Source organism: Pseudoalteromonas sp. SG41-2 (genome assembly GCF_014164535.1).
GTDB lineage: Bacteria > Pseudomonadota > Gammaproteobacteria > Enterobacterales > Alteromonadaceae > Pseudoalteromonas > Pseudoalteromonas rhizosphaerae.
The window spans coordinates 251,651-267,730 of record NZ_JACJFK010000003.1 but is presented as its reverse complement, the minus strand read 5'-3'; the positions used below and the strand labels follow the sequence as shown (position 1 = coordinate 267,730).

The following is a 16,080-nucleotide window of genomic DNA, read 5'->3' as shown; positions in this document are numbered from 1 at the left end:
TAATAAATGAGCAAAACCTGGGGCATGATGATGCTAAGTGTGATCAGCGCACCATCGTTCGCCGAAACTGAACTGACACACAACTTTTGTGGCAATTCAATGCAAACCAGAGCTTGGCAACCGCTTGCTGGCCTTGACTTAGGCATGATCGATATCCGTTCAGATGATATTGAACTGCTTGGCACCCAAAGCGCAGAATTTACCGGTAATGTTGATATTAACACCCTTACTATGAGTTTGTCCGCACAAAGTGCGCTAATTGACAAACAGCGTGGGTTACTTAATGCAACTGGCCCTATTACTTACCGTGACACTATCAGTGAAGTAAATAGCTCAGGTCTTAATGCTGATTTAAATAGTTCTGAAATCAGCCTACTTGGTGCCGATTATAAGCTGACGGATCAACAAGCACACGGCGGTGCAGAAAAGCTCACCATTAATAAGTCTGGCTTAGATCTGCTGAACGCAAGCTTTACTACCTGTCCAAGCGATACGCCCGTGTGGGCAATTCAAGCTGAACAAATTTTATTATCCCGTGAAGAAGGCTGGGGCGAAACCCATGATATGGTATTACGTATTATGGATACGCCAGTACTTTATTTACCCTATTTCACTTTCCCAATTGATAATCGAAGAAAATCAGGCTTATTAACACCCAATATTTCCAGTTCAGATCGCTACGGCGTAGAAACTGTTACTCCATATTATTGGAATATTGCACCAAACTTTGATGCCACGATTACACCTCGCTATATGTCTAAAAAAGGCTTACAGCTGCAAACCGAGTTTCGTTATTTAAGTGATATCAATGAAGGTCTCGTAGCACTTGAATACCTTGACAAAGACGACTCCGAACCAGAACTCAAAGAGCGCTTTCTATTTCACTGGCAACAACAAAGTTATTTTGCCGAAAACTGGCGTGCAAATGTTGATATAACCAACGTCAGCGATGATAACTATCTCACTGATTTGGGTTCTAATTACGCAACACGTACTGACACCCAACTGTATCGTACTGGCTCGTTATCACACTTAGGTGATACTTGGCGTACAGATATTAAAGTACAAAACTTTGAAGTGCTCGGTGATCATCTTGAATCGTATGCGGCATGGCCACAAATTAGCTTTTCACAAACAGCACCATTTAGTTTTCAGGATATTGAACTGACCCTAGACGGTGAACTGAGCCACTTTACTAATGATACAGCAATCATAGAAAAAGCCACTCGAGTGCACATCGAACCCAAAGTAAGTTATGGTTATCAAGAGCATGCTTGGTCGTTTTTATCTGAATTTAGCGTACTGCACACTAACTATAAGCAAGAAGGTGATTTAGCTAATACCGATTATGCTAAATCAGTTTCACGTACCTTGCCTAAAGTGCGTTTATACAGCCAATTAAACTTTGAGCGTGATACCACTATCTTCGCTGATGATGGGATTCAAACCTTAGAGCCACAAGTGCAATATTTGTATACACCAAATAAAGATCAATCCGATATAGGTTTATACGATACGACAAAACTACAAGATGATTTTTTTGGTTTATTCCGTGATAGTCGCTTCTCAAGCGTTGATCGTATAGCCGCAGCGAATCAATTTACATTAGGTGCAACCACGCGTTTATTTAATAATAAAAGCGAAGAATTGTTTAATTTTAGTGCCGGTCAAATATTTTATTTAAGTGACTCTGCCAAGCCAACATCACAAGGGTTAAACTCAGATACCAACTATAATGCCTTGTTTGCCGCACAAACCATGTTACATTGGCACCGCCGCTGGTATTTATCAGGCGGAATTCAGTATGACACCGATGGAAAGCAGATTATCCAGTCAAATGTGACTTTAGATTATAAAGGTGACGATAATCAGCTGGTACAATTGAACCATCGCTATGCAAATGATGTCTCAGGCAATACAATCGAACAAGTTGGCTTTTTTACTAGCATTCCGCTCAGTGATCAATGGCAGTTTGTAAGTAGCTATCACCGCGATTTAGAAAGCGGTCGTAGTGTCGAGGTGTTCAGCGGATTGCAATATGAATCCTGCTGTTGGGCCTTTCAAATTACCGGTCGTCGCCAAATCGCAACTGATTTAAATCAAGCGATAGGCCAAGAACAAGCCACTTTTGATTCAAGCATTGGGTTTAATATTGTCTTAAAAGGGTTAGGTAGTAAAAGCCGTTATGATGCACAAAAATTATTACAACAAGGTATTTTTGGCTATCGTAGACCGTATTTTCTTAATAACTAGTATTACCGTACTATTAGCAAGAGTATTAGAAAAAGTATGAATTTAAAAAAATTATTAGCATCAGCATTTTTGACGCTTGGTTTATACCAAAGCGCTTTCGCAGCCCCTGTTGAAATAGACAAGGTGGTTGGTATTGTAAACCAAGGGGTTATTTTACAAAGTGAAGTTGACACCATAGTTAACCGTGTAAAAACCCAAGCCAAAGAGCAAGGACAAGAATTACCTTCGGATGATACGCTACGCATTCAAGCAATGGAGCGCTTAGTAAATCAAGCGCTGATGATGCAATTAGCCGAGCGTATGGGGTTAGAAATCTCTGATAGTCAACTGGATCAAACTTTGGTTAGTATGGCTAAAGAACAAGGCGGAACAATTGCAGACTTGCGCCGTACGATTGAAGCGTCAGGCGAGAGTTTCCAGTCTTATCGTGAAGAAATTCGTAAAGAAATTACTACTCAACAAGTGATGCGCGCAAACGTAGATCGTCGTATTTATATTAGCCCGCAAGAAGTTGATAACCTTTTAAAAATAATGGAAAGCCAAGGTCAAAATACGGAAGAGTATGACATTGGTCATATCCTCATTGATATTCCAAATAATGCCACTGCAGATGAAATTTCTGATGCAAAAACTCGTGCCGATAAAGTCATCGAATTTTTACGAGAAGGTAAAGAATTCAAACGCATCGCTATTTCATCATCAAGTGGTTCAAAAGCTCTTGAAGGTGGTCAGCTAGGTTATATGAGTATCAATGAAATGCCGTCATTATTTGCTGAAGCAGTTAAAGGCACTAAAAAAGATGCCATTATCGGCCCGCTACGCTCTGGCGCTGGTTTTCATATCATTAAAGTGCAAGATATTCGTGGTCGCCAGGTTGTTGAAACAACTGAAGTTCGTTCTCGCCATATCTTAATCAAGCCGTCAATTATCTTAAGTGAAGAAAAAGCCCGCAATATGCTAAATGGTTTTGCCAAAGAGTTACGCGCAGGTACAGCTGATTTTGGTGAGCTTGCTAAAGAGTATTCAGAAGATCCAGGCTCTGCACTTAAAGGTGGAGAGTACGATTGGACAGATCCTACAACCTATGTGCCACAGTTTAGAGACGCCCTACTATCACTTGATAAAAATGAGATCAGTGACCCGTTTAGAACCACATTTGGTTGGCATATAGTGCAGCTATTAGACAAACGCATTGCTGATAAAACCGAACTAGCTAAACGTAACCGTGCTCATGGCATGCTCTTTAATCGTAAATTTAAAGAAGAAAGCTTTAACTGGCAGCAAGAAATGCGTGAGCAAGCCCATGTTGAAATTTTCCCAATTGATGAATAACCAATGATTCTACGTATTGCAATTACTCCCGGCGAACCTGCCGGGATCGGCCCAGATTTACTGTTGCAACTTGCACAGCATGATTGGCCTGCGCAGCTGGTTGTGATTGCTGATAAGCAGTTATTACAACAGCGAGCCAAACAGCTTGGTTTAACAATCAATTTAATTCCATTTGATGAAAACGCAGCAGCAGCAATCGCTCCAGCAGGGAGTGTCTATCTGCACCAAGTTGATTTAGGTGCCGAAGTTGAAATGGGTGTATTAAATGATGCCAACGGCCAATACGTACTCGATACTTTACGTATCGCGTGCGAAAAAAATATGAATGGTACGTTTGCTGCGGTTGTAACTGGCCCTGTTAATAAAGGTATTATCAATAAAGCTGGTATTTCATTTAGCGGCCATACCGAATACTTTGCCCAGCAATCAAACACCCCTGATGTGGTGATGTTGTTAGCTACTGAAGGCTTAAGAGTTGCACTAGTGACCACGCACATCCCACTAGCTTATGTATCACGTGCTATTACAAGTGAGCGTTTAAGTAAAGTTGCGGGTATTTTAAACCATGATTTACAAACTAAATTTGGTATCGAAAAACCACGTATTTTAGTCTGTGGGCTTAACCCTCATGCGGGTGAAGATGGCCATTTAGGGCGTGAAGAAATTGACACCATCACCCCAACCATTGAACAGCTAAATAGTGAAGGTATGAATTTAATCGGGCCATTGCCTGCTGATACCTTGTTCCAAGACAAATATCTATCACAAGCTGATGCTGTGCTGGCAATGTATCACGATCAAGGTTTACCTGTGCTAAAATACAAAGGTTTTGGCAAATCGGTTAATATCACCCTTGGTTTGCCGTTTATACGCACCTCAGTTGATCACGGTACGGCGCTCGATTTAGCCGGTACTGGTGATGCTGATGTTGGTAGTTTTGAATTAGCGATCCGCGAAGCAATTAAGCTCGCCCATGAAAAAGCACAAAATCAATGACAGATAAAGTACATTTAGGACACCGCGCCCGCAAACGTTTTGGGCAAAACTTTTTATGTGATGAGATGATCATCGATAAAATCGTCACCGCGATTGATCCTAAACCTGAAGATAATTTAGTTGAAATCGGTCCTGGTCTAGGTGCTATCACTGAACCGGTAAGTGAGCTAAGTGGCCACTTAACGGTTGTTGAGCTAGATAAAGATTTAGCCCAGCGCTTAACTGAGCATCCTTTTTTAGGGCCTAAGCTTACTGTGCATCAAGGTGATGCAATGAAATTTGATTTTTCAAGTTTGATCAAAGCTGACCGCAACAAACTAAAAGTGTTTGGTAATTTACCGTACAATATTTCAACACCGTTACTGTTCCATTTATTCGAGTTTGCCGACAACATTGAGCATATGCATTTTATGCTACAAAAAGAAGTGGTAAAACGCATGGTAGCAGGACCTGGTAGTAAAACATTTGGTCGCTTGAGTGTAATGACACAGTATTACTGTAATGCAATGCCTGTCATCGAAGTACCACCAGAGTGTTTTAAACCAGCACCGAAAGTTGATTCTGCCGTTATTCGTTTAATACCGAAAAAGCCAGAGCAACGTACAGCAAAAAGTACTAAAATTCTTAACACTGTGTGTTTAGAGGCCTTTAATCAGCGCCGCAAAACACTGCGCAACAGCTTAGCTAATTTACTCACCGCAGATGAATTAACTAGCATTGGTATAGATATCACGTTGCGTGCTGAAAGCCTTTCGTTACAACAATTTATTGATATAGCTAATTGGATTTATGACAACAAGCAGTAATTTGGGCTCACCCATCAAAGTATCGGTAGAAACATTTTATGTTGAGGGTCAATCACAACCTGAACTTGATAAATATGTATTTGCTTATTCCGTTACCATTAAAAATCACAGTCTATGCAGCGCAAAGTTAATTAGCCGCTATTGGTTGATCACTGATGCAAATGGTAAAGAAATCGAAGTACAAGGTGAAGGCGTAGTCGGTGAAAAACCAACTATTGGTCCTGGTGAAAGCTATAAATATACCAGTGGTGCAGTGCTAGATACTCCCGTAGGAACGATGCAAGGTTATTACACCTTGAAGAATGAGTTCGGTACAGAGTTTGATGCACCTATTAATGTTTTTCGTTTATCACTGCCTAATATTTTACATTAAATAACCTGAAATCGGGTTAAGATATTTATTAACGCATTGATTTAATGATATAACTAGCCTTTAAGCTGTCCTGTCGGAGATTTTCAGAGATAACAAGGCGAATTTACGCGTCAATAGCTGGCCTATTGCAAGTAGATTCAACGCAGTTATCGTTGAAAATAGCCACAGGAGATAGATTTATTCTCCCGAATTTAGGTTAAATAATGGCAAATTATGCGATAGGTGATCTACAAGGTTGTTATAAAGAATTTCAAGCTTTGTTGCTGCAAGTTGACTTCAACCCAAGCAAAGATCACCTTTATTTAGTGGGCGATATTGTCGCCCGCGGCCCCGACTCACTTGCCTGCCTAGATTATATATATACACATCAAGATAGCATCACCGTTACCTTGGGTAATCACGACTTACACCTGATTGCCAATTACATGTTAGATAAACCCGCTAATCCTAAAGACAAGCTCACCGCCCTGCTTGATTCCACAAAGCTACCTGCTTATATAGCCATGTTACAGCAGCAACCACTTGCTTTATGGCTTGAAAAAGAACAGGTATTTATTAGCCACGCCGGCCTCAACCCTGCATGGTCAATTGAACAGGCTCTACAACATGCACAATTTGCTGAATCCTGCTATCAAGGTGAGAATGCGCGCGATTTTTTCAAACATATGTATGAGCAGCATCCTAGCCTTTGGAGTGAACAACTCAATGACTTTGAGCGGTTTCGTTATATTGTAAATTACTTTACTCGAATGCGATTTTTAACTCTTGATGAACAATTAGAGTTAAGCTATAAAGGTGGTATTGCTAACGCTACTGCAATGATCCCTTGGTTCAAGCACCCAAAATTTACAACTTTTAAACAACATATTGTTTTTGGTCATTGGGCTGCTCTTGAAGGTGTAACCGATCATGAAAATATCTACGCTTTAGACACTGGTTGTGTGTGGGGTGGAGCTATGACCTTGCTAGAATTAAAAAACAAACAATTATTCAGCATTAATTCAGCTAATTCTATCTAAATAACCTGAAAAAAAACTCATCTTCTGTTAGATTTAAAGTTATAAATGTTAAAAGTAATTAAATTTAATTACTTAACTTATCCGCAATAAAGCCGATAAAGTCTAATTGCTACTCTCTTTATGGAATTTTTATATGAACTTAACTGTCAGCCAGCGTATTTGGGGTGGTTTTATTTGTATCACCTTATTACTTCTTTTAATTGGGGGTAATTCACTGTTCAGAATCGCAAATATTAATAATTCAGCGCAGCAAGTAAATCAATTATCATTGCCTGCACTGGAACAAAGTTCTGAACTTCAGGTTGAGTTTATCTTAATGAGTAAAGCTGCCCAAGCAAGCTTTTATACCACTTCAGCTGCAGAGCTTGCGCCAATTGAAAAATCAGTGTTCGAACAAAAACAACGCTTTGATAAATCTTACTCGCAATTACGACAAGTTGTCAGTGACAATGCTCAACTAAATCAAAGTAGTCAAAGCGTGGAACGAACTTACAAAAGTTTTATTAAATTAGTAGAAGATTTATTAAAAGATAAAAAAACTCAATTAGAACTCAATAAATCATTACGAGCACAGTTAGAAACTATTGAGCTTGCTGCAGAAGATGCTAACTCTGTGGTTTTGGATATTATCGATATTGATGGTTTAGAAAGCAGTGATAGCAGAGCCTATCAAGCAGCTAATAAATTAGAAAATAACTTTTTATCTTTGGTGACTAACAGCACTGACATGCTGACAGTTAAAACCCAAAATACCTTAGATATCGTCAAAAATGAGCAGCTTTATTATTTAGAAGAAATTGAGCGTAGTTTAAAGCTACTCAAACCGGTTGTTGAAGCCGCTGAGCCGGGTTTATACAACGATCTAAACAACTACTTTGTCTCTATTCGCGATAACATTCTCGGCAACAATAGTATTTCAGCTAATAAAAAGCGTTTAATTGATGTGATCGCAATGACTGAAACGGAACTTACTGAGGCAGAGCAAGCTACGGCAACTGCATTAAAACAACTCAACGAGTTAGTCGCTCAAGCGAGTAATGTTGCTTTTGAATTACAAAAAGAAGTTAGGATCGACGTCGACTCAGCCAACTTATGGACTTGGGTTGGTATGATAAGTGCTACCTTACTAGCTATAATAGTGGCTTATATAACAGTTAATCGCATTACTAAACCACTTGCAGAAGTTAACCGCATTCTTGATATTGTTGCTAGTGGCGATATGACACAACGTCTTGATGATACGGCTAAAGATGAATTTGGTGAGCTATCGCGTAGTTGTAATACACTTATCGCCAGCTTACGCAGCTTGATCAAAGGCATTATATCTCGTTCCACACAACTTGCCGCAGCCTCAGAAGAAACGTCTGCTATTACCGGTGAATCAAGCCAAGCAATCCGTAATCAACAAGCTCAGGTAGAGCAAGCTGCAACAGCGACAACGGAAATGAGCAGTACCTCGCAAACAGTAAGCAATAGCGCACAACAGGCACTTAAAGAAATCAAAAATGCCGATAAAGAAGCTGAACGTGTTAAGGGGATTTCTAGCCAGAATAAATCGACCATTGAGCAGCTAGCTCGTGAAGTTGAATCAGCCTCACTAGTCATTAATAAGCTTCATCAAGATAGCGCCTCGATTGGTAGTATTCTTGATGTTATTCGTGGTATCGCGGATCAAACTAACTTACTAGCACTTAATGCAGCTATTGAAGCAGCACGTGCCGGTGAACAAGGTCGTGGTTTTGCCGTTGTTGCTGATGAGGTTCGTTCATTGGCTAGTAAAACACAAGCCTCGACTCAAGAAATTCAAGCCATGATCGAATCATTGCAAACAGGCGCTGAAGCAGCCGTAACTGCAATGTCTAAAGGCAAGCAACAAGCTGATTCTTGTGTTGAACAATCAGACCTAGCCAACGCAGCACTGGATTCAATCACCTCAGCGGTTGCTTTAGCACATGATGTGAGTGAAGAAATATCGACCGCAGCACAAGAGCAACAACAAGTCTCACAAGAGATCAGCGAGCGCCTTGAGTCTATCGTAGCCATTGCTGAACAAACCGCTGAAGGAGCTAATCAGACTAATATATCAAGCTCTGAGGTCGCTAAACTTGCCGAAGAGTTACGCTTGTCTGTAGATGAGTTCAAAGTCTAGGGCAAAGCAAATTAAAACAACAAAGCCGTGTTGATTTAAAACACGGCTTTTTTTTCGAAAAAATAAACCACCGATACCCCACTTTTCACTGCTGAGCTAACAAATTGCGTGAGAACAGCCAACTGTTATAATTTCATCGTCCACACACTAGCTTTGCTTGTTGGCAATACTCCATTATTTTTCCACAAAAAAGCCGAACTCCACGTTAATAAAGTTCGGCTTTTAATGATCATCAAGCTTAGCTAGATTACTTTACCTATGCAGCAGGATACTCGCGATACGCACGCTCAATATTCTTCGCTTGCTTTTTAGAGATACCTAAATGCGCAAGTGCTACACGTAAACGTGCGCGCGATAGATCTGAGCCTAATATTTCCATTGCATCAAGTACTGATGTTGAAGACGTTTTGCCAGTAATAGCGACAAATATCGGCTCTAAAAAGTCTTTAATCTTCAGCTCATGGAAAGTAGACACCGCTTTAGCTATAGCAAATATTGCTGATTTTTCCCAGCTTCGTAAGCCCTCAAGCTCCCAGATAAAGAACTGTAAAGCTTGGCGAATTACATCTTCATCGGCTTTACCAGCGGTCAGTAACGCAGGGTCGTAAGTTGGAATGCCACCGACAAAATGACCGGCTAAATCAACCATATCTGATAGGGTATTAATGCGGGCTTTCGCCTCTGGTAATACTTTAGCAAGCATTGCCCCATTAAACTTCCAATCTACAAAGCGCTGAATTAGCTCTTCGTTGCTGAAGTTTTCGCGGATCCACATGCCGTTTAACCAGCTTAGTTTATCAACGTCAAATACTGGGCCACCGAGTGATACACGCTTCATATCAAAATGTTCAATCATTTCAGCAAGCGTGAACTTTTCACGCTCATCCGGCATTGACCAGCCCATGCGTCCAAGGTAGTTAAGTACCGCTTCAGGTAAGTAACCCATTTCTTTATAGTAATTAATAGAAGTTGGATTTTTACGCTTAGATAGCTTTGACTTATCTGGATTACGTAATAGTGGTAAGTGACCAAGCACCGGTGCTTGCCAACCAAAATCTTCATATAATTTTAACAGCTTAGGCGCAGAGTTGATCCACTCCTCACCACGGAAAATATGGCTAATTTCCATATGGTGGTCATCAACCACATTTGCTAAAAAGTACGTTGGGAAACCATCGGCTTTAAGTAACACTTGCATATCAACGTTTTCCCACGGGATCTCAATTTCACCACGTAAGTAATCGTTAAATTTAAAGGTACCTTCGCTTGGAATATTCATACGTATCACGTAAGGCTTACCGGCAGCTAAGTTGGCTTTAATTTCGTCATCAGTAAGGTTTAAACCACGGCCATCGTATTTAGGACGCAGGCCTTCAGCCATTTGCTCTTCACGCATTTGGTCCAGCTCTTCGCTAGTTGCAAAACAATAAAATGCTTTGCCATCATCAACTAACTGATGCGCATATTTTTTATATAAATCGCTACGCTCTGATTGACGATAAGGACCAAACTCACCACCGACATCAGGACCATGATCCCATTCAAGCCCTAACCAACGAAGACTATCCATAATCGCTTGTTCTGATTCTGAAGTGCTACGTACTTGGTCTGTGTCTTCAATACGAAGTACAAATTCGCCACCTTGCTGCTTAGCAAAACAGTAATTAAATAAGGCGATATAAGCGGTACCAAGATGCGGGTCACCGGTTGGTGACGGCGCAACACGTGTACGAATTGTCATGGTTATGTTCTCTTTCAATGGACAATAAAATATGCGCTAAATGCTAACACAGCAAATGCGCTTGAAAAATGAATATTAAGCTGCAGCTTTATTTAAGTAAGCAATGATATCGTTTGATTCATATAACCAAGTGACTTGGTTATCTTTTTCGATACGTAGACACGGTACTTTTATTTTTCCGCCTTGTTCGAGCAATTCTTGACGATACTGTTCATTACTTTTCGCGTCGCGCGTTTCAACTTTTAACCCTTCGCGTTTAATTGCACGGCGCACTTTTACGCAGAATGGGCAAGCTTTGAATTGATATAGTTTAAATTGTGCAGTGAGTTGATCAAGCTGAGCTTGCTCTCCCGCAGGACGTTTTTTACTACGTGGTGTAAAAACAAAATCAAAAAATAAGATCAAACTACCTAATAACCAACGAACTAATTTCATCAACTGGGCCCTGTTTACAACAATTTAAGGGCACAGATTTTAGCACAGAATATAAAGCTAAAATAGCATCAAAGAACGCGAATCCATCTCCTAAAAAGTAAAGCAATCCACGTTATTTTAAAAATATAAAGCAAAACTCAATACCGCAGTGAAAAGGCCGGCATCAAAGAATAAAAGCTTGAGTCTTGCTGTATTATTAAACTATTCATTTATATCCTCAAGGGATGACTTTAATGTTTTACAATGTAGTAGCTTGATAATCTAAAACAACACCAAATCATCTCGATGGATCACTTCACTACCGCAATCAAAAGCTAGCAACTTTGTAATTTCACTTGAATGACAACCTTTAATAGTATCGGTTTCTGCTTTACTAAAACGTACTAATCCACGGGCCACTAATTGTTGATCGCTGGTGACTAAATCAATCAAATCGCCACGTTCAAACTGCCCGCGCACACCGCGTACGCCTTTGGCTAATAAACTAGCGCCTTGTTGCTGTAAAGCATTTACTGCGCCATCATCAATCACTATTTGGCCACTACTTTTAGGTCCAGCTAACAGCCATTTTTTACGGCCATCTCTTGGCGCTGTTAGCTTTACAAAGCGTGTGCCTGGTAGCTGTTCGCTCATACAATTAAGGATCACATTTTTACCAGCACCTTTGGCTATGATCACTTCCACCCCGGCTCGACGAGCGATATCAGCGGCTTGCAATTTCGTTGCCATACCACCAGTGCCTAGACTAGTTCCACTGCCACCAGCAAGCTGGCGTAACTCATCATCAATATGTGCCACTTCGTCAATTAATCGCGCATTAACATCAGTACGTGGATCACTGGTAAATAAACCTTCTTGGTCGGTTAGTAATAATAATTTGTCGGCATTAGCTAATATAGCGACCAGTGCTGAGAGGTTGTCGTTATCACCGACTTTAATTTCAGCAGTTGCGACCGCATCATTTTCATTAATGATTGGCACCACGTCATAACTTAATAATGCAGTTAAAGTATCGCGGGCATTGAGGTAGCGTTCTCGGTCATCAACGTCAGCGCGAGTCAGTAGCATTTGCCCTACATTGACGCCATATAAAGCAAATAAGCTTTGCCAAATGTGGATAAGCTGACCTTGACCAATCGCGGCAAGCATCTGTTTATCAATCAAAGAACGACCGCAGGGTTTTAATAGTTGCTCTCGGCCAGCAGCCACCGCGCCACTTGATACCAGCACAACTTGATGACCTTGCTTTTTTAATTCACAACATTGGCGAACTAATTCAACCATGTGTGCTTTGTCGAGTTTATCGGTTCCACCAGTGAGTACACTCGTTCCCAGCTTAACCACTATTACCTGTGCCCTTTGCATGCTTTTTACTACACAAAAATATTGAAGGATTTATTTATACCAGTTATCGATTTTTGAACAAGTTAAAAATATTCAATCACGGTGCTGACGTGCTAGGATCGTGTTTTAATTCACTTTAAAGCGACCTTCATGCCAGCCAGTTTATGTTTAATAATCGCCACCTTTTTATGGGGCAGTTCTTTTATCGCGCTGAAATACGCGATCGCCATTTATGACCCTGCACTGGTGATTTTTTTACGCATGTTAACCACCTTAGTCATGGCATTGTGCTTATGGCGTTACGTTATTCGCTTTAAATATCATCAAGGTGACTGGAAATATCTGGTGGGGATGTCGCTGGCTGAGCCCTGTTTGTATTTTTTATTTGAAGGCCATGCAATGGAATATACTTCAGCTTCTCAAGCGGGGGTTATTGTATCGTGCTTACCGATTATCGTAGCACTTTTAGCGTTTTTTATGCTCAAAGAGTACATCAGTAAGGCCATTGTTATTGGTTTCACTTTTTGTATTGGCGGCAGTATCTTATTAACTTTAATGTCGCCAAGCTCAGAGCAGGCTCCCAATCCATTGCTGGGTAACTTTTTGGAGTTAATGGCAATGGTCTGCGCTGCATTTTATACTATTTCAGTTAAACATTTAGTTGCTCGCTACTCACCATTAACCTTAATTGCACTGCAAGGTTTTAGCGGTAGTCTGTTCTTTGCGCCATTTTTACTGTTTATTGATTTACCCAGTGAAAATCAACACGACCTTGGCGCATTATTAAGTATTTTATATTTAGGCTCTTGCGTCACCTTAGGCGGCTATGGTTTGTATAATTACGCAATTAGTAAGGTGTCGGTGCTCACTGCCGCAGCCTATTCAAATTTAATACCGATTTTCACCCTAATATTATCAGCAATTATCTTGGGAGAAGTGCTCTCTCTTAGCCAATGGCTCAGCATTGGCGTGGTATTTGTAGGTGTAATGATAAGTCAGCGTCATCAAGAATTGGTAGTAGACATAGATAACGCCGATGTAGTTGAAAGCAATTTATCGGCAGAGACTAATAATCGTAATTCAGTCCCGGTGGCTAAAGAGTCAAACGGATAACAGGTTAATAAATACAAGCCTTTATGCGCTAAAAAATCGTACTGGGACTGATGAATAACCGCAATCTCACGCACTCGATAGCGATCAATTTGGCCATTTTGCGTTTGTAAGCTAAATTGCTCACCCACATTCACTTTTTGTAAGAAAGCAAAGTGAGTGTCATTATGTCCAGCAATTAACACGCCTGCTTGCTCAGAGCCTAGCTCTGCACTAGCTAAAAAGTGACTCGGGGCAAACGCTAAGTTACGGCCACTGGCTCCTGCTAATATTGTTAAGGTTTGCTTTTGGCTTGGCCAATTCAGTTGTGCAGTTACATAACTATCAGCATAGAACCAGGGTTTAACTTGTTGCTCTGGCGTTGTCAGTGCCACTTGCCAAGCCTGCTCTATAAGGCGTTGTGCCAGCCACGCTTTAGCTTGCATATAACTACCATGACCAAGCAACGCCAAGCCAACAATCAACAATATAGCGCCAATCACTGCTTTCATTTTTTCAGTCTCGACACTGCAAATCCAGCCAACAGCATGCAACCGAGTAAAATATGTAGTCTGCTTTGCCCATCAGTTTGTGGCAAACTCATTGCTAGACCCTGAGGTCGTTGATTAACCACTTGCACATTCTGCTCAGCAACAGTGCTCGATGCTGTCTGTTCAATCGCTACAAAGGCGGTAAACGGACTAAGTAATTGATGTTCAAGCGCTAGACTCTCAACCTGTGCTTTAACCTGCTCTTGCTCGTTATAAAGTAATAATGATTTAATTTTTTGCCGTGCCCACAACCTTGCAATTCCATGAGCCGGTCGCCCTTGTTGTGTATTTAACTTTATCGACAACGGTCCTTGCGCCGTTTGCCCCGCTAAAGTAACGCCGGCATTATTATCAAGCTTTATAGCAACCATCACCGGCTCTGAAAAGTACAGGTCGGGTAACGGCGATGGCCAATATTCAAGAGCTTGATTTGCCAAATCACTGCTTAGCGCAAGTTGAGTAATTGCAGGATGAGCTAACTTATCAAATAGTTGCTGCATTTTTGGTTGCACGTCACTACTGCTGCCAATATAAGTAAACGTTCCGCGCCCAACATCTGCAGCTCGACGCATAAAGTAACTATTAGGCGCACTACCGATACCAATCGTAAACAAACGACTATCACCTAGTTGCGCACTAATATGTTTAAACAATGCATCTTCATTACTGACACTGCCATCGGTTAAAAATACCACTTGACGCACATACCCTAGATGCTCACGAGCATCTAGTACACCATCTAATGCCCCTTTAATATCAGTGCCGCCATCAGCTTGTAAATTATATACAAAGCGCTCAGCACGGCGTAAATTAAAATCATTAGCCGGCACAGGTTTATCGCTCATAGGCATAATTTGATCGTCAAAGCCGACAATATTAAAGCTGTCGTTACTATCAAGTAACGATAACGCATAATGAAGTGCACTTTTGGCTTGCTCCATTGACTGTCCGTGCATAGAGCCGGAAGTGTCGACTACAAAAATCATTTCTCTTGCTAGACGCTGAGTCTGCGTAAAATGATCATCCGGCGGCAGCAACATTAATAATCCATAACGCTCACCATTACTGAGCTGCTCAGTAAAAAATGCGGCTTGCGCTTGCTCTTTTTGCAGCGGTTTAAACTCCAGTAAAAAATCACGATTCACGGCACGTTGTTCATTTAAAGTAACTTGATACTGACCAAATGCCAGATTTTCGGTATTAATACGATGATATTTAGACTGAATATCCACCAGCTCTAGGCCAACATCAATATTAACCGTTAGCTTAAACTCGCCTTGAACCGCGCCTGCATTTTTAGTGGCCATGTAAATCGGTGCTATCCACCCCGTGGCAGCAATACTCGCTGATGATAACTCATTACTCTGCGAGTCAATCATATCCTCTGCTGTTTCATTTAATACCCCATTAATCGGATGGTAACGCGGCGTTATCGTGGTTGGAAATCGTAGTGCAAATGTACCACTGCGATAATCAATCACTTCTTGATATTGCAGCTCTATTTGTACTTCTTCGCCGGGGCCGATGTTTGCCACATTAGTGACAAACATGTTTGCACGCTGCTGGCGCACTAAAGCGGCTTGTTTACCCGCTTGTTGCGCCTGTTGAAAACGCAGCTCGGCTTGTGCTTTTTTATCAATTTCACCTTTGATCACTCGCTCACCAATGTGCATAGTCATAGCATGCACCGCACTTTCCTCTGGCAGCGGAAAGACATAGCGTGCATTAACAGCAAACGGGTTTTCATTGCGATAATGTTGAGTTACCACGACATGGTTTATCAATCCGGTGACTGTCATGGTGGCATCACTTTTTAAGATAACGCCAGGCGCTGCCTTTGCACCATTGCTGTCGAACATAGTTAGTTCTGGCGATGTGCTGGCGTTACTCGCACAGCTAACAAACGCGATGAAGGTAAAAAGGCTTCCCCGTAACCATAAATGGCTACGGGTCAGCACTTTGCTTGGTTTACTCAACATAAAAATCACTCCC

General features: G+C 41.1%; 13 protein-coding genes. 8 read left to right on the top strand and 5 right to left on the bottom strand.

Translation table 11 applies throughout. The features are described from left to right. Positions 1-6 precede the first annotated feature (6 nt). From lptD to H5186_RS03930, 7 genes are all read left to right on the top strand, one after another. Complete coding sequence (lptD, locus tag H5186_RS03960) at positions 7-2,253, top strand: LPS assembly protein LptD (protein ID WP_182717155.1); 2,247 nt, start codon at positions 7-9, stop codon at positions 2,251-2,253. 36 nt (positions 2,254-2,289) lie between these two features. Further along, complete coding sequence (gene surA / locus H5186_RS03955) at positions 2,290-3,585, top strand: peptidylprolyl isomerase SurA (protein WP_182762070.1); 1,296 nt, start codon at positions 2,290-2,292, stop codon at positions 3,583-3,585. Positions 3,586-3,588: 3 nt separating this feature from the next. Continuing rightward, positions 3,589-4,581, top strand: a complete 993-nt coding sequence (pdxA, locus tag H5186_RS03950) for a 4-hydroxythreonine-4-phosphate dehydrogenase PdxA (protein ID WP_182717156.1) — start codon at positions 3,589-3,591, stop codon at positions 4,579-4,581. Continuing rightward, positions 4,578-5,387 (top strand): 16S rRNA (adenine(1518)-N(6)/adenine(1519)-N(6))-dimethyltransferase RsmA, encoded by an 810-nt coding sequence (rsmA, locus tag H5186_RS03945; protein WP_145235444.1) that lies wholly within the window; start codon positions 4,578-4,580, stop codon positions 5,385-5,387. The genes pdxA and rsmA overlap by 4 nt, the downstream gene beginning before the upstream one ends. Further along, entirely contained in the window at positions 5,371-5,760 is a 390-nt protein-coding gene (apaG, locus tag H5186_RS03940) for a Co2+/Mg2+ efflux protein ApaG (protein ID WP_145235442.1), read from the top strand. Before rsmA ends, apaG begins: the two co-directional genes overlap by 17 nt. Before the next feature lie 203 nt (positions 5,761-5,963). After that, positions 5,964-6,779, top strand: a complete 816-nt coding sequence (locus H5186_RS03935; RefSeq protein WP_182717157.1) for a symmetrical bis(5'-nucleosyl)-tetraphosphatase — start codon at positions 5,964-5,966, stop codon at positions 6,777-6,779. A gap of 133 nt (positions 6,780-6,912) precedes the next feature. Beyond that, positions 6,913-8,928, top strand: coding sequence for a methyl-accepting chemotaxis protein (locus tag H5186_RS03930; protein WP_149982095.1), 2,016 nt, complete (start codon positions 6,913-6,915; stop codon positions 8,926-8,928). Positions 8,929-9,184: 256 nt separating this feature from the next. Here the strand turns inward: H5186_RS03930 and gltX are convergent, their stop codons facing one another. The 3 genes from gltX to proB all read right to left on the bottom strand — a co-directional run bounded on the left by gltX (position 9,185) and on the right by proB (position 12,469). Further along, positions 9,185-10,669, bottom strand: a complete 1,485-nt coding sequence (gene gltX, locus H5186_RS03925; RefSeq protein WP_182717159.1) for a glutamate--tRNA ligase — start codon at positions 10,667-10,669, stop codon at positions 9,185-9,187. A 75-nt stretch (positions 10,670-10,744) separates the two neighbouring features. After that, a complete protein-coding gene (locus H5186_RS03920) occupies positions 10,745-11,104 on the bottom strand; it encodes a glutathione S-transferase N-terminal domain-containing protein (protein ID WP_145235432.1) in 360 nt (119 codons plus the stop codon). Between the two features lie 261 nt (positions 11,105-11,365). Beyond that, on the bottom strand, positions 11,366-12,469 hold the full coding sequence (gene proB / locus H5186_RS03915) for a glutamate 5-kinase (RefSeq protein WP_182794144.1): 1,104 nt from the start codon (positions 12,467-12,469) through the stop codon (positions 11,366-11,368). Positions 12,470-12,598: 129 nt separating this feature from the next. On the opposite strand from proB, the gene H5186_RS03910 reads away from it, so the two are divergent. After that, the gene (locus H5186_RS03910; RefSeq protein ID WP_182794143.1) at positions 12,599-13,561 is read left to right on the top strand and encodes a DMT family transporter; all 963 of its coding nucleotides are present in this window, start codon (positions 12,599-12,601) and stop codon (positions 13,559-13,561) included. On the opposite strand, the gene H5186_RS03905 is transcribed toward H5186_RS03910, so the two are convergent. Together H5186_RS03905 and H5186_RS03900 are read right to left on the bottom strand one after the other, a co-directional pair. Beyond that, the gene (locus tag H5186_RS03905; protein ID WP_182794142.1) at positions 13,453-14,049 is read right to left on the bottom strand and encodes a class GN sortase; all 597 of its coding nucleotides are present in this window, start codon (positions 14,047-14,049) and stop codon (positions 13,453-13,455) included. The genes H5186_RS03910 and H5186_RS03905 overlap by 109 nt on opposite strands. Beyond that, positions 14,046-16,067 (bottom strand): marine proteobacterial sortase target protein, encoded by a 2,022-nt coding sequence (locus H5186_RS03900; RefSeq protein ID WP_182762066.1) that lies wholly within the window; start codon positions 16,065-16,067, stop codon positions 14,046-14,048. The genes H5186_RS03905 and H5186_RS03900 overlap by 4 nt, the downstream gene beginning before the upstream one ends. Positions 16,068-16,080 lie beyond the last annotated feature (13 nt).